12 protein-coding genes are annotated in these 15,273 nt (G+C 69.0%); 8 read left to right on the top strand and 4 right to left on the bottom strand.

Annotated features, from left to right (window positions below; genetic code table 11):
* Positions 1-50: 50 nt before the first annotated feature.
* Entirely contained in the window at positions 51-710 is a 660-nt protein-coding gene (locus tag W5W_RS0111255) for a TMEM175 family protein (protein WP_008732697.1), read from the bottom strand.
* A gap of 90 nt (positions 711-800) precedes the next feature.
* Between W5W_RS0111255 and W5W_RS0111250 the strand changes: the two genes are divergently transcribed.
* Positions 801-2,516 (top strand): formate--tetrahydrofolate ligase, encoded by a 1,716-nt coding sequence (locus W5W_RS0111250; protein ID WP_017195456.1) that lies wholly within the window; start codon positions 801-803, stop codon positions 2,514-2,516.
* A 272-nt stretch (positions 2,517-2,788) separates the two neighbouring features.
* Positions 2,789-4,306: an NAD(P)/FAD-dependent oxidoreductase gene (locus W5W_RS0111245; RefSeq protein ID WP_017195455.1), complete on the top strand. Its 1,518-nt coding sequence runs from the start codon at positions 2,789-2,791 to the stop codon at positions 4,304-4,306.
* Positions 4,307-4,456: 150 nt separating this feature from the next.
* Here W5W_RS0111245 and gcvH read toward each other — a convergent pair whose 3' ends face one another.
* From gcvH to gcvP, 3 genes are read right to left on the bottom strand one after another with little or no spacing between them, the layout of a single operon-like run.
* The gene (gcvH, locus tag W5W_RS0111240) at positions 4,457-4,891 is read right to left on the bottom strand and encodes a glycine cleavage system protein GcvH (RefSeq protein ID WP_017195454.1); all 435 of its coding nucleotides are present in this window, start codon (positions 4,889-4,891) and stop codon (positions 4,457-4,459) included.
* Between the two features lie 36 nt (positions 4,892-4,927).
* The gene (locus tag W5W_RS0111235) at positions 4,928-6,232 is read right to left on the bottom strand and encodes a glycine cleavage system aminomethyltransferase GcvT (protein WP_008732662.1); all 1,305 of its coding nucleotides are present in this window, start codon (positions 6,230-6,232) and stop codon (positions 4,928-4,930) included.
* Positions 6,232-9,237: an aminomethyl-transferring glycine dehydrogenase gene (gene gcvP, locus W5W_RS0111230; RefSeq protein ID WP_017195453.1), complete on the bottom strand. Its 3,006-nt coding sequence runs from the start codon at positions 9,235-9,237 to the stop codon at positions 6,232-6,234. The genes W5W_RS0111235 and gcvP overlap by 1 nt, the downstream gene beginning before the upstream one ends.
* 167 nt (positions 9,238-9,404) lie before the next feature.
* Here gcvP and miaB point away from each other — a divergent pair, with 167 nt between their 5' ends.
* The 6 genes from miaB (at position 9,405) to miaA (ending at position 15,267) form a co-directional block, all read left to right on the top strand.
* Positions 9,405-11,063, top strand: coding sequence for a tRNA (N6-isopentenyl adenosine(37)-C2)-methylthiotransferase MiaB (miaB, locus tag W5W_RS0111225; protein ID WP_017195452.1), 1,659 nt, complete (start codon positions 9,405-9,407; stop codon positions 11,061-11,063).
* A gap of 290 nt (positions 11,064-11,353) precedes the next feature.
* Positions 11,354-11,728, top strand: coding sequence for a PH domain-containing protein (locus W5W_RS0111220; RefSeq protein WP_017195451.1), 375 nt, complete (start codon positions 11,354-11,356; stop codon positions 11,726-11,728).
* Positions 11,729-11,800: 72 nt separating this feature from the next.
* Entirely contained in the window at positions 11,801-12,964 is a 1,164-nt protein-coding gene (locus W5W_RS0111215) for a CobW family GTP-binding protein (protein ID WP_017195450.1), read from the top strand.
* Positions 12,965-13,095: 131 nt separating this feature from the next.
* On the top strand, positions 13,096-13,575 hold the full coding sequence (locus tag W5W_RS0111210) for a YbjN domain-containing protein (RefSeq protein ID WP_008732789.1): 480 nt from the start codon (positions 13,096-13,098) through the stop codon (positions 13,573-13,575).
* Positions 13,572-14,255: a type III secretion system chaperone family protein gene (locus tag W5W_RS0111205; RefSeq protein WP_008732699.1), complete on the top strand. Its 684-nt coding sequence runs from the start codon at positions 13,572-13,574 to the stop codon at positions 14,253-14,255. Before W5W_RS0111210 ends, W5W_RS0111205 begins: the two co-directional genes overlap by 4 nt.
* 10 nt (positions 14,256-14,265) lie before the next feature.
* Positions 14,266-15,267: a tRNA (adenosine(37)-N6)-dimethylallyltransferase MiaA gene (gene miaA / locus W5W_RS0111200; protein ID WP_017195449.1), complete on the top strand. Its 1,002-nt coding sequence runs from the start codon at positions 14,266-14,268 to the stop codon at positions 15,265-15,267.
* Positions 15,268-15,273: the final 6 nt, after the last annotated feature.

The following is a 15,273-nucleotide window of genomic DNA, read 5'->3' as shown; positions in this document are numbered from 1 at the left end:
TGCGGGCGGGTGCGATCGGCTGCCCGTCCGCACTCACGTGATCTACAGGGTCACATATCGTCTGGCTGAAGGCCTTCGCGTTTCACCCGCCTGGCCTCCAGGCGCTTGGCGACGACGCTGACAACAGGCGCAAGGAGCCAGAACAGCATCGCCCACTGGCCGTAGACTCCGATGAGGGGTATCGAGGTCAAGAAGATCACCAGAAGCGATACCGAGCTGCGCTGCGTGTGCCGGTAGGTCTCCGGGGTGATGTCGCTGACCATGAGGCCGGCCTTCCAGGCATGCCGCCACAGTGCCATCATGCACATCTGTGTGCCGGATATGACCAGGGCGTAGAAGATCCCGGGAACAGGCGAGCCGTAGGCGTTCTTGGCGAGCATGGACGTGGGCAGAGGAGTCAGCGCCATGAAGAACAGCATGACGCAGTTCCATCTCAGCAGGTCGCGGTCGATGTGGGTCAGTGCAGACAGGTAGGCATGGTGCGACACCCACATCCTGCTCATGAGGTAGAAGCTCAGCAGGAACGCTCCGAGCTGGGGGGCGGCGTCCAGGAGGGCGTCGTCGTACTCCGCGCGGCTGCCCACGTCGGGGGCCTTGATGTCCAGCACCAGGAGGGTCATGGCGATGGCGATCACTGCGTCGGAGAAGGCGGCCGTTCTCTCCGGCCCAGAGTTCGACAGTACATTGCGTAGGTCGGGGCGCAGCGACATGCAGGAAGACTACCGCCGCCTCCGAAAGGCTCGCACGCCGGCGGCCCTCGGAGGCGCGCCGCCCGCACCACCTGCCCCTACGCTTGACCCATGAGCGAATCCGACCGGGACGGTGCTCAGGCCGCCCCCGACCTCCACGACCTCGCTGCTCGGGCCGGCATCGCGGCAGAGCACGTCATCCCCTATGGGCGCGACGTCGCCAAGATCGACGTGAATGCCATGGAGGACATCGGCGGGCGGGGGCAGGCCTGTCATTACGTCGTGGTCACCGGTATGACCCCCACGCCCTTCGGGGAGGGCAAAACCACGACGGCCATCGGCCTGGCCCAGGCCCTGGCCCGCCGGGGCGAGCGCTCCACGCTCACCCTGCGCCAATCCGCCATGGGCCCCACCTTCGGGATCAAGGGCGGTGCAGGGGGCTCCGGGGGCGCTCGAATTCTGCCCGCCGAGCGCATGAATCTGCACCTGACCGGGGACTTCCACGCCATCACGGCGGCTCACAACCTGCTGTCGGCGATGATCGACAATCACCTCCATCACGGCAACGAGCTGGACATCGATGAGCGCACCATCACCTGGCCCCGCGTCCTGGACATCAACGACAGAGCCCTGAGGCACATTGTCACCGGCCTGGGAGCCAAGGTCGACGGCGTCACCCGTCAGGCGTCTTTCGACATCACTCCGGCCAGCGAGCTCATGGTCATCATCTCACTGGCCACCGATCTTGCCGATCTGCGCGTCCGGCTGGGCCGTATCGTGGTGGGCCGCACTCGCAGCGGCGGCTGGGTGCGGGCCGAGGACCTGGGGGCGGCCGGGGCCATGTGCGCCATCCTGCGCGACGCCCTGGAGCCCAACCTGCTGCGCACGGGGGAGGGAACCCCCGTGCTGGTCCACACCGGCCCCTTCGGCAACATCGCCACCGGCTGCTCCTCGGTCATCGCCGACCGCGTGGCCGCGGCGGGGGCGCGCGAGGGCGGCTACGTGCTGACGGAGGCCGGCTTCGGCGCTGATATGGGTCTGGAGCGCTTCGTCGATCTCAAGTGCGCCGTCTCCGGCATGCGCTCCCGAATCGCCGTCGTGGTGGTGACCGTGCGTGCCATCAAAGCGCACTGCGGGCGTTATCGGCTGGTCTCCGGCAAGGACCTGCCGGCCGAAATGCTGACCGAGAGCGTGGAGGACGTGCGCGCCGGCGCCGCCAATATGCTCAAGCACCTTCAGATCGTGCGCGGCTTCGGCATGACTCCGGTGGTGGCCATCAACGTCTTCCCCACCGATCATCCCAGTGAGATCGAGGAGGTCGTGCGCATTGCCCATGAGGCGGGAGTCAGGGCCGCCACGGCGCATCCCGTGACCGACGGCGGTGCCGGATGCCTCGAACTCGCCGACACTGTGATCGAGGCCTGCCGAAATACCCGCGAGGCCGAGGCGCCGGACGTCGAGGCGCTGTACAGCCCCGATGACGACCTGCGGACCAAGATCGGCAAGGTAGCCGCCATGTACGGGGCCGACGGCGTGGACTACACCCCGGAGGCGAGCCGCCTGCTGGACGCTTACGAGAAGGACGGCTTCGGTGATCTGGCTGTCGTCGTCGCCAAGACGCCGCTGTCGCTATCGGCCGAGGCAGGTCTGAAGGGAGTGCCCACCGGTTGGCGGCTGCCAGTGCGCGAGGTGCGCCTGGCCGCGGGGGCCGGCTATGTCTACGCGATCTGCGGGAACCTGTCCACCATGCCCGGCCTGTCCAGCCATCCCGCCGCCGAGCGCATTGATGTCGACACCGCCACCGGGGAGATCATCGGCTTGAAATGAGGCCCGCGTGAGTGCGGGCGGTCCGGCGGTCGTCGGTCCCGGGCATGCGGAGTCACGGCGCGCCATCGTGCTTCTCCTGCCGGTGGAGCAGTGCAGCTGCGGGCCGCAGTAGGGCAGCGCAGTAGGTCGCTGGACCGGCACTGCGTGGAGCCGACGAGGACGGATGGCGAGTATGGCCTATCAGCCGGCTGGCCGTGACTGTGATCTGAACCATGGCGCGAGAGCGGGCCTTATGGCGATCTTGAAGTAAGGCTGCCCTTAGATTTGGTGCCATGAGTCGTCGTACCACCATCGCGCTGTCAACTGCTGGTCTGCTCGCGGCAGGCGCCGCACTCGCGCTGGTCGCGCGTCCCGCACGGCGCGGGGTGCCCGACCTTCCCACCGCCTCCGGCGGCCGCCGCCCGACTCGCGTCGTGATCGTCGGCGGCGGCTACGTCGGTTTCTGTACCGCCAGAGCGCTCCGCTCGCGCCTGGACACCGACCAGGTGGAGATCGCCGTCGTCGACCCCCGCCCCTACATGACCTATCAGCCCTTCCTGCCGGAGGTCGCCGCCGGATCGATCCAGCCCCGCCACATCGTCGCCTCTCATCGGCGCAGTCTCGACGGCATCACCATCTTGACGGGATCGGTCACCGGCATCGACCACGCCTCGCGGACCATCACCATCGCCCCGCCTATGCCGGAATCCACCAAGGAGGCCCCCGGCCCCTACGATTTGAGCTACGACCACATCGTCCTGGCTCTCGGCGCGGAGGTCCGCACCCTGCCCATCCCGGGCCTGGCCGAACAGGCCATGGGGTTCAAACAGGTCGAGGAGGCTCTGGCGCTGCGCAACCGGGTGCTCTCTCGCATCGATGACGCCGCCTGCACCTGGGACGCCGAGCGGCGTCGTCGGCTCCTCACCTTCGTCTTCGTCGGCGGCGGTTTCGCCGGTGTCGAGGCGATCGCGGAACTGGAGGACATGGTTCGCTCGGCCGTCGCCAAGATCCCCAGCGTCGAGCAGGGCGACATCCGCTTCGTCCTGGTGGAGGGCTCGCGCCGAATCCTGCCCGAGTTGACCGAGGAGCTGTCCGGTTACGGCCTGGAGCAGTTGCGCGACCGCGGCATCGACGTGCGCCTGTCCACATTCCTCAACTCCTGCGTTGATGGGCATGTCGTGCTCTCCGACGGCAGCGAGTTCGACGCCGACACGATTGTGTGGACCGCCGGCGTCAAAGCCTCTCCCGTCCTGGCCGAGTCGGACCTGCCGATCGAGGGGCGCGGGCGAGTGACGACTCTGCCCACGCTTCAAGTCGCCCGTGACGGCGTCGTCGTGGACGGCGCCTGGGCGGCCGGGGACTGCGCAGCCGTGCCGGATCTGATGAGCGAGGACCCCGAGGCGACCTGTGCCCCGACCGCTCAGCACGCGGTACGTCAGGCCAAAGTCCTGGCCGATAACCTCGTGACCACCCTTACCGGCGGCGAGGATGCTGCTGGGGAACTGACCTCCTATGCCCACGAGAATCTTGGGACCGTGGCCTCACTGGGCATCGGCAAGGGCGTCGCCAGGATCATGGGGCACAACCTGCGCGGTTTCAGCGCGTGGACCGCTCATCGCGGGTATCACGTCTATGCGATGCCCACCATCAACCGGAAGGTGCGGATCATGATGGATTGGTTCGCCGCCGTCGTCTTCCGTCGCGATCTGGCCTCCTTCGGCTCGGTGGCCCTGCCCGGAGCGGCGTTCGCGCAGGCCGCGCGTCACGACGCCCTCATCGCGGAGCGCACCCGGGCCCAGCAACAGGCCTGAACCGGTCCGCCCGCCATCCGGCTCGACCTCCCCTCCTCCCCTCGCCGAGATCGGTCATAAACCGCATCGAGATCGGTTCGCACGACCGATCTCGATGCGGAACCGGACCGATCTCGGCGAGATGGGCGGGACGGGGGAGGGGCGGAAGCGTCAGCGGTCTGTGGTGTCCTCAGTGTCCTCAGTGCCCTCGGCGCCCTCGACGATGTCGGCGTCGAAGCGCTCGGCGTACTCCTGGGGGCTGAGCAGTTCGCCCTCGCCGGTGACCTCGACGGCCAGCAGCCAGCCCTCGCCGTAGGGGTCGGCGCTGATGACGCTGGGATCATCGACGGCCGCCTCATTGAGAGAGACGACTGTGCCCGTTACCGGGGAGTAGAGGTCAGAAACCGCCTTGGTGGACTCCAGCTCGCCGCAGACCTCACCGGCCTGGACCGCGGCGCCCACCTCTGGCAGATCCACGAAGACCACCTCGCCCAGGGCGTCGGCGGCGACTGCGGTGATGCCGATGCGGGAGGGTGTCGCGCTCGTGTCGATCCATTCGTGCTCGATCGAGTACCGCAGGTGGGCTCTGATGGGCTGGCGGGGCATATCGGGTTCCTTTCCTTGGGGCAGTGAGAGACGGCTTCAGCGCGGACGCCGGTAGAAGGGCGCGGCGACGACTCGCATGGGGTAGGTGCGGCCGCGCACATCGACATCAAGGGACGTGCCCTCCGCCCACTGCGGCTCCTCGGGCGAGGCCGGCTCCAGCAGCGCCAGGGCGATCGGATGTCCGAGAGTGGGGGAGAGCAGACCCGAGGTGATGGTTCCGACCCGGCGACCCTCCCGGAAGACCGTGCAGCCGGCACGGGCCGCACGGCGTCCCCCGCCGGCCAGGGCCACGAGCCGCAATGTGCCCGGGGCGCCCTCGCGCGCGGCGCGGGCGACCAGCGCCTGCCTGCCGATGAACTCGGGCTTGTCCAGTGCGACGACGGCTCCCAGAGAAGCGTCGTACGGCGTGGTCTCCTCGGTCAGCTCGTGTCCGTACAGCGGCATGCCCGCCTCCAGGCGGAGCGAGTCGCGCGCCGCCAGACCGCAGGGAGTCAGCACCGGAATCGGCTTCCCGCTTTCGTCGGCCTGATCGGCGTGGGGCGCCAGGGCGGCGGCACGCCCGGTGATGACGGTCCACAGGTCGACGGCGTCCTCTGCGCCGCAGAACAGCTCGAAGCCGTCCTCGCCCGTATAGCCCGTGCGGGCCAGCACGATCGAGTGCCCGGCGGCGGTCGCCCGTACAGCGGCGTAGTAACGCAGCCGCCGCAGGATCGTCGGCCCGCACAGCACGTCGGGCCCGCAGTCCTCGTCTGCGGTGGGCACGCCCTCGTCCTCGGGACGCAGCGCCGAGGGAATCCCGGCACCGGAATCGACGACGTCGCGCAGAATCTCTTCCGCGCGCGGGCCCTGAACGGCGATCAGCGCCATGGTCAGCGAGATGTCATTGACCTCGCAGTCGAAATCACGGCAGCGAGACACCAGCTCGTCGGCCACGCGCTCCCGGTTCCCCGCATTGGGGACCACGAGATACTCCTGATCGCCCACGTGGTAGACGATGAGGTCATCGATGACCCCGCCGTCCTCGGCCACGATCATCGTGTAACGGGCCCTGCCGAGCGCCACCTTGGAAATGCTCCCCACCAGCGCGTGATCGAGCGCCTCGGCGGCGCCGGGCCCGGTCACCTTGACCTCACCCATGTGGGACAGATCGAAGATGCCGGCGCGGCGGCGCACCGCATGATGCTCGGCGAGGTCGGAGGCGTAGCGCAGCGGCATCTGCCAGCCGCCGAAATCGGTGAAGGAGGCTCCTGCGGCAGCGTGGACGGAGTGCAGGGGCGTGGTGCGCACCATGGCGGACTCCTGGATCTCCTCCCGGGGGCTGTGTCGACTGGGCTCGGTCATCATTTCTCCTCAGCGGTCAGGACGGCGGTGGGCCGGGCGGTCGAACCGGTCGCGGTGGAGCGCAGAGGCCCGGTGGCCGCCTCCACATCCTCGGGCGCGGGACAGATGCACGTCAGATGACGGTCTCCCCAGGCGTTGTCGATGCGCGAGACCGGTGGGAAGTACTTGTCCCGTACCAGAGACGGCTCTGGGAACGCCGCCCGCCGGCGGGAGTAGGGGCGGTCCCAGTCGTCGGAGGCGACCTGGCCGAGCGTGTGCGGACTGCGGCGCAGAGCGGAGTCCTCGACGGCGATCCGGCCGGCGATGATCTCGTTGATCTCGCCGCGGATGGAGCGCATCGCGGTGACGAATCGGTCCAGCTCCTCAAGCGGTTCGGATTCGGTGGGCTCGACCATGAGCGTGCCTGGAACGGGGAAGGACAGCGTGGGGGCATGGAATCCATAGTCGATGAGCCGTTTGGCCACGTCCTCGGCGGTCACTGCGGAGCGCGCCGTCAGCTCGCGCAGGTCGAGAATGCACTCGTGGGCGACCAGACCTCCGGGTCCCGAGTACAGGGTCGGGAAGCAGTCCTGGAGCTGACGCGAGAGGTAGTTCGCATTGGCGATCGCGGACAGGGTCGCCCGGCGCAGGTCCATATCATCCATCAGCGCCAGGTAACTCCAGGCCAGCGGCATGACGCCGGCCGAGCCGAAGCGGGCGCCCATGACCGGGCTGCCGTGGAAGCCGTGATCCGCATCCGCCTCCTCGGGGGCGGGCGAGCCGGACGGTCCCGCAGGCAGGTAGGGCGCCAGGTGCTTCTTGACGGCCACGGGGCCCACTCCCGGGCCGCCGCCGCCATGGGGAACGGCGAAGGTCTTGTGCAGGTTGAGGTGGGAGACGTCCCCGCCCAGGTCGCCGGGCCGCAGCAGTCCGGCCAGGGCGTTGAGATTGGCGCCGTCGATGTAGACCTGTCCTCCGGCCTCGTGGACCAGGCGCGTGACCTCGGTGACCTGGGGTTCGAAGACGCCGTGCGTCGAGGGGTAGGTCAGCATGATCGCGGCCAGGCGATCGCCGTGCTCGGCCAGCGTGGCCTTGAGATCCTCGATGTCGATGGAGCCGTCGGGAGCGGTGGCAACCGTTTTCACGGCCAGGCCCGCGCCGGCTGCGGAGGCGGCATTGGTGCCGTGGGCGCTCGCGGGAACGAGGCACAGGTTGCGCCGGTCCTCGCCCATCTCGTGCAGGTAGTGCTTGATGGCCAGCAGCCCAGCCAGCTCGCCCTGGGCTCCCGAGGCCGGTTGGAGGCTCACCCGGTCATATCCGGACAGGGTCGCCAGACGCTCCGAGAGCTGGGTGAGCAGGCGTCGCCACCCGTGGGTCTGGGAGGACGGTGCATAGGGATGAATGCCGGCCAACTCGGGGGTGAGCCAGAGTGCGGACTCCACGGCCGCGTTGAGCTTGAGTGTGCATGAGCCCAGCGGGATCATCGTGCGGTCCAGAGCGAGGTCCCGATCGGCCAGACGGCGCAGGTAGCGCACGAGTGCGGGTTCGCAGCGGTGGACGTGGAAGGCCGGGTGGGTCAGGAATGCGCTCTCGCGCCTCAAGGCATGCGGCAGTGGGAAGACGCGGGCGTTGTCGGGCTCAGCGGGTCGGCGGCCGGTGAGGGCCTCCAGAACGGCGGCGATGTCCTCATCCGTCGTCGTCTCGTTGGTGGACAGGCCCACATGGTCGGCGTCGAGCAGGCGGAGGTTGTATCCGCGCTCCTCGGCGCGCGCGACGGCCTGTTCGGCGCCGCCCGGCGTGATGACGCTGAGGGTGTCGAAGAAGTTCTCGTGCTCGACGGCGAGCCCTGCGTCCAGGACCCCGGCGGCGATGCGCGCCGCTTGGGCGTGGGCATGATCGGCAATGCGCCTCAGCCCCTCCGGGCCGTGGTGGACGGCGTAGAAGGCGGCCACCACCGCGAGCAGTGCTTGAGCGGTGCAGATGTTGGAGGTCGCCTTCTCCCGTCGGATGTGCTGCTCGCGGGTCTGAAGCGCCAGGCGGAACGCCTCGTGACCCTCGCTGTCCCGCGAGACGCCGACGATGCGGCCGGGAATCTGCCGGCGGAGCTTATCGCTGACCGCCATGAAGCCGGGGTGCGGACCGCCGAAGAAGAGAGGCACGCCGAGTCGCTGAGCGCTGCCGACGGCGATATCGGCACCGGCGGCGCCGGGCTCCTTCAGCAAGGCCAGGGCCAGAGGGTCGGCATCGACGGCGACGAGTCCGCCGCGGCGATGCACCGCTGCGATCGGGCCGTCCAGGTCCTGAATCGCCCCGCGCGTGGTCGTATGCGCCAGGACGGCTCCCAGCAGCTTCTTCCCGGAATCCTCGGAGCCGTCCTCAATAGCCGCCGGCTCGGCCGTCAGGGCATGAATCCCGAGCGCTCGGCAGCGGGCCAGCGCCACCTCGAGGCATTGGGGGTGCAGGCCGGAGTCCAGCAGAACCGCGCCGCCGGTGGTCGTGCGGGCGGCCCGAGCCATGAGCAGGACCGCCTCTGCGACGGCAGTGGCCTCGTCCAGCAGCGAGGCGCATGCCACCGGCAGACCGGTGAGGTCGCTGATCAGCGTCTGGAAGAGGAGCTGCGCCTCAAGGCGCCCCTGGCTGATCTCCGCCTGGTAGGGCGTGTACGCGGTCGTCCAGGCCGGGTTGCCCAGGACATCGCGGGCAATGACGGCGGGTGTGTGCGTGGGGTGGTACCCGCGTCCGATCATCTCGATGTGCGGATCGTTGAGGGAGGCCAGCGACCGCAGGGCCTCAATGGCCTCCGGCTCGGAGAGGCCGCCGGCGGCGGAGGGCGCGCCATGCTCGCCCGGAGGCAGGACCGGCAGTCCGGTGGGTACGACGGCGGCCGCCAGGTCCTCGAGCTCGTGCAGGCCCAGTGCGCGGAGCACGGGATCCTGATAGTCGCCCGTGGCGCCGATGTGGCGCAGGACGAAGGGGACGTGGGGAACGTCGCGTCGTCGAGTCATGAGGACCTCCGGTATGGGCATGAACCGGCTCACATCCTAGGGGACGGATTCGGGTCCTCGCGGACGAGTGCCCCGCGGCGATGGCGGGTGCGCCTGGCAGTGAGCGGGGAGACGGGTTGCCGGTGTCGTCGATCCGGCCTCGACGGTGCGGGCACGGCTGAGCGCGGTTCGCTCTACACTGCCAGACGATGACCACCCTTGATGCCACCCCGCGACTCGACGCCCGCGGCGCCGTGCCGCGCACGTACCACGTGCGCACGCTCGGCTGTCAGATGAACGTCCACGACTCCGAGCACATGGCCGGTCTGCTCGAGGATGCCGGCTACCTGCGTGTCGAGAACGTGCCTGAGGCCGCGGCGCGCGCCACCGAGGCGGGCGACGGCGGTGCTGACGTCGTCATCCTCAACACCTGCTCGGTGCGCGAGAACGCCGCCAATCGGCTCTTCGGCAATCTCGGCCAGCTCGCCGCCGTCAAGCGCGAGCGTCCCGGCATGCAGATCGCCGTCGCCGGGTGCCTGGCCCAGCAGATGGGGCAGGGCATTGTCGAGCGCGCCCCCTGGGTCGATGTCGTTTTCGGCACCCACAACCTCGACGTCCTGCCCGCCCTGCTGGAGCGCGCCCGCCACAACGCCGAGGCCGCCGTCGAGCTTGAGGAGTCCCTCAAGGTCTTCCCCTCCACCCTGCCCACGCGCCGCGACTCCGCCTATGCCGCCTGGGTCTCCATCGCCGTGGGCTGCAACAACACCTGCACTTTCTGCATCGTGCCCTCACTGCGCGGCAGACAGCGCGATCGCCGTCCGGGTGAGGTACTGGCCGAGATCGAGGCGGTCGCCGCCGACGGGGTCACCGAGGTGACCCTGCTGGGGCAGAACGTCAACTCCTACGGGGTGGGCTTCGGGGACCGCGGGGCCTTCGCCAAGCTGCTGCGGGCCGCCGGGGCGGTGGAGGGCATCGAGCGCGTGCGCTTCACCAGCCCGCACCCCGCCGCCTTCACCGACGACGTCATCGAGGCCATGGCCACCACTCCAGCGGTCATGCCCAGCCTGCACATGCCGCTGCAGTCCGGGTCCGATCGGATCCTGCGGGCCATGCGCCGCTCGTACCGGAGTGCGCGGTTCCTGAGGATCCTGGAGGATGTGCGGGAGCGGCTGCCCGAGGCGGCGATCACCACCGACATCATCGTCGGCTTCCCCGGTGAGACCGAGGAAGACTTCCAGGCCACCCTCGACGTCGTGGAGAAGGCCCGCTTCGCCTCCGCCTACACCTTCGAGTACTCCCCGCGCCCCGGGACCCCCGCCGCCGACCGGGAGGACCAGGTGCCCGCCGAGGTCGTCAAGGACCGCTACCGCAGGCTGGACGAGCTCGTGCGGCGCATCACCCGTGAGGAGAACGAGCGCCAGGAGGGGCGCATCGTCGAGGTGCTCGTCGCCGAGGGCGAGGGCCGCCGCGATGCGGCCACCGCACGTATCTCCGGGCGTGCCGCGGACAACCGGCTAGTGCACGTGGCCCTGCCCGAGGGGATGGCCGATGACGACTACGCCGGTGGCGCCCCGCGCCCGGGCGACATGGTCTCCGTTCGGGTCACCCATGGGGCGCCCCACAACCTCATCGCCGATTCGGCCCGCTGCGGGCGAGAATTGGGCGCGGCCGCCCAGGCGGCCAACCAGGCCCTGCGACCCGGGGATCGCCTCTGGCTCGACGACGGCCCTGCCCTGTTCCGGGTGCGCCGGACCCGGGCCGGGGACGCTTGGGAGCGCCGTCAGGCCGAGGTCTGCTCCGCCCCGGAGCCCGATACCGCCCCGGTGAGCCTGGGCATCCCCACCCTGCGAGTGGGCGCCCCGGCCTGATACCCGTCCTTGCTCGTGGCCGCCCGGGCTTCGTCCACTTGCCGATTCCGCTGGCGCCGGGCGGGGGTGTCGATGCGGTCACTCGAGATGACAACCTCGGGATGACAACGGGGCGCGCCGCCTGGGCCTGGCTGATGATGAGATCCTGGAGGCTGTGCAGACCCGCCTGTCCTGATGGTTGCGTTTCGCTCTTCCGCGGCTGTCCATGCTCGAACGGGCCGACTTCTGCGCGGTGCTAGCATCACGCTATCGGCGGTAGACGATGCCGCCCCGGGTACGAGTGAGGCTTCATGGAGACCGCGGCGATCACGTCATGGACGTTCCAGGCGGAGGTTCCGATCCCCCGAGATGTCGGCCAGCTGCTCGTGCGGGACGAGCAGCCCTGGGCGGCTTTCAGGACCTTCCGCGACACCGCCATCTTCACCTCTAAGCGGCTTATTGTCAGGGATTCCCAGGGCTTGACCGGTAAGAAGGTCGAGATGTACTCCCTGCCGTACTCCGCAATCAACATGTGGTCCTCGGAGAATGCAGGGGCTTTGGACGTCAATGCCGAGATTGAACTGTGGACGCGCGCCGGCCACATCAAGATCAAGCTCGGCAGGGGAATCGATGTCCGCCGCATCGATCAGCTCATCGGCCACGCCGTCCTCAGTAACGGGCACTAATACCGACGGCGTAGCACCCACCTCAGCAGCTGGTCTCTGATGGAAGGCCGACGATGACGGGAGGGAGGCGACATGCCCAACCGGCCGCGTATCTCCGGTTCCCCTCGTATCCCGGTCATCGCGCTCACCGGCTACCTCGGTGCCGGCAAGACGACGCTTCTCAATCATCTTCTGCGCACTCCGGGGGCTCGCCTGGGCGTCGTCATCAATGATTTCGGCGACATCAACGTCGATGCCGCCCTGGTGACCGGCGAGGTCGATGAGCCCGCCTCCGTGGCGGGCGGCTGCCTGTGCTGCATGCCCGATGCCGGCGGATTGGAGACGGCTCTGGAACGCCTGACCATGGCCCGCCCGGACCTGGACGCCATCCTCATCGAGGCCTCGGGGCTGGCCGAACCGGCCAATCTGGTCAGGCTCCTGCGCTCGACGGCATTGCGGCGCGTGCGCTATGCCGATCTCATCGACGTCATCGACGCTGTCAACGACGAGCGCACCGTCAGCGCCTCCAATGCGCTCGAGGCCGCTGAGGCCGCTGAGAGCGCTGCGGGCACTGAGAGCACTGCGGGAACTGGGGGCGCTGCGGCTCCGCCGGCGCGGTACAGCGCCGCCACTCTCGTCGTCGTGACCAAGACCGACTTACTGGCGGCCGACGAGCGCCGCCATGCTCTCGACCGTGTGACCGGCCGCGTCCATTCGCGCAATCCGCGAGTGCTCGTCATTGAGGCGGCACACGGTCGCATCGACCCGCTCCTGGTGATGGATGTGGCTCACGAGGGTGCGCCCGCGGATGAGCTGCCTCTGGCCGAACTCACTCGCCGTGCACGCGCTGAAACGTGTGACAATCACCATGCTCACGCTCACGCCGAGTCCTTCACCGTTCCTGCTCCGCTGCCCGTCTCGCCGGGCGCCCTGGCCGATCTGCTGGAGAGCCCGCCCGCCGAGGCCTATCGTCTCAAGGGCGTCCTCAATGTGGCTGTCGGCACTGGGAGGTCGGGAACCTCGGGCGGGGTACGACGGGTGATCGTCAACGTCGTCGCCGGGCAGGTGCATCTGGAGGCGGAGCGGCCTTATCGCAGCGTCCAGCTGGGGTTGGTCGCCATTGGAGCTCATCTCGGCGAGGACGTGCGCCGCCGCCTGGAGAAGGCGGGACGTCCTGCTCAAGGGCCGTCCGAATCCGTCGAATCCGCCGATGTCGCTCGCCTGGACCGCATTCGTCGACGCAGCCGGGGGATATGAGATGCGCCGTCGGGGTGCCGGGCGACAGGAACGCCTGTCGACGTGCTTCCCGGCTCTGCTTGCGGCGAGAGTGGCCCCCACCATGGCTTACGGACTCCATTGCCGCTGGTCCGGGCCGTTAGGCTGGATGTATGACTCGGTCCAAGTCCATGAGCGCTGCCGGCGCCCCTGCCCCCGCCGTCCCGGCACCGGTGGACGTCGACCGCATTATGGCCTGCGTGCGCGAGCTGGGCCTGCGCTTCTTCCTGGACGACGAGGGCGATATCGGCATCCCCTGGCGCTACGTCACCGTTCACGCCATCTTCCAGGACACTCGGGCTCTCCAACTTCGCGGCGTGTGGCACCGCATTGCAGACACCGAGCACTTGACCGCCCTGCGCCGGCTGGTCGAGGAGTGGAATGCGACCCGCATCGGTCCTAAGGCCTACCTGACTATTGCAGACGGCGGAGTCGTCCGGCTTCACGGCGAGGTCACCTACCCCCTTGAAGCCGGCATGACCGATGCCCAGCTTGAGGACTTCGTCCTGACCGGGTGCCGTTTGATCGTGGCCCTCATGCGAGAGGCCGAGGATCTTTTCCCGGACCCATTGCGCGGCAGGCTGGATCCATGAGTCTCCTCAGCGATTTCCTGGCCCGGCTCCTCGGCCAGTCTCAAGAGCACGCCGAGCCCGCTGAGCGACCGCACCCGGCGAGCGGCTCTGCGACCCCTCATTCGGACGATCACCCGATGGCCCGCAGTGGTGAGCACGATTCGCCGACGGCTGTGAGTCCGGCGGACTGGCGCGCGCCCGCAGCCCGGACGGAGGAAGACGCGACCACCGCCCCAAACGCCCTGTCCGCCCCCGGCCCGGATGAGGAGGTGGAGTCCACCAGTGAACTCACACTGGACCGCATGGAGGCGATGATCACGGACACCATGGGCTATGGGGTCCAGCGCCATGCGGAGTCCGGTCACCCGTGCCTGCTGGGCACGTGGGACTCCTACCCCTTCGTCATCGAGATCCCCGATGGCCACGAAGGCTGGCTCCTGGTCTCAGGGGACTGGGAGGAACCGGTCGGCGAGGGGATGCGCGATGAGCTCGCCGCCAGCGTCAACGATTGGAATCGTGACAAGTTCTTCCCGACCGTCTCGATCATCGACTCCCCGTCCGGCTCGATGGTGCGCGCGACCTACCTCATCGACCTCAGCGCCGGGGTCACGGACATCCAGCTGCGCCTTCACCTGGAGACTGCGCTGTCCTCGTGCACGCAGGCGCTGAGCCTGGTGCGGCCTCTGCTGCCCGAGTTGTGAGCGTGGCGCGGTGAGCCCATCCGCCGTCCGTATCGCCATCGTCGGCCCCACTGCCACCGGCAAGTCAGAGCTGGCGCTCGACCTGGCCGACGCGCTCACCCGGGAGGGGGGCTCCGCCACGGGCTCGAGTGGTGCCGAAGTCCTCAATGCGGATGCCTCCCAGCTGTACCGCGGCATGGACATCGGCACCGCCAAGGTGCCGCGGGTCGAGCGCCGAGGCTACCCCCACCATCAGCTCGATGTCCTGGATGTGCGTCAAGAGGCCAATGTCGCCACGTATCAGCGTCACGCCCGCGCCGACCTGGAGGGCATCGAGAGGCGCGGTGCCCGTGTCCTCATCGTCGGCGGCTCCGGGCTGTACGTGCGCGCAGTCACCGATGCTCTGGAGTTCCCCGGTACCGATCCGGATGTGCGCGCCGACCTGGAGGCGCGTGCCCACCGTGAGGGCTCGCGCCGTCTCTGGGAGGAGCTGAGAGACGCCGATCCCGTCTCGGCTCAACGCATCGAGCCGGTCAACACGCGCCGGGTCGTGCGAGCCCTGGAGGTCCTGGCCGTCACCGGCAGGCCCTTCTCCGCGACCCTGCCCCGCTATGAGGACCTCGCGCCGACGCTCCACCTGGCGCTGCGAGTCGACCGGGCCGCGCTCAATGCGCGCATCGATGCGCGCACCGCCGACATGTTCGACGCCGGGCTCGTGGGCGAGACCGAGGCGCTCATGGCCGCGGGCCTGGAGGAGGGCAGGACGGCGCCGAACGCGATCGGCTACGCCCAGGCCATTGATCTGCTCCGGGGCCGCATCACGGGGGCGGACGCCGTGGAGCTCACCGCTCGGGCGACACGTCGCCTCGCCTCTCGCCAGATCAAGTGGTTCCGCCGTGACCCGCGCATCCACTGGCTCGACGCGACCCTCGATTCGACCGGGGCCTGGTTGCCCGGCGAGCGCAGGCGGGTTACTCAGCAGGCCCTCCGCCTTGTCGAGCAGGCGGACGAAGCACATGCCGGCGTCGCTTAAGCTGGG

It is taken from the genome of Actinomyces massiliensis 4401292, assembly GCF_000269805.1.
GTDB lineage: Bacteria > Actinomycetota > Actinomycetes > Actinomycetales > Actinomycetaceae > Actinomyces > Actinomyces massiliensis.
This window is presented reverse-complemented; position numbering and strand designations above follow the sequence as displayed.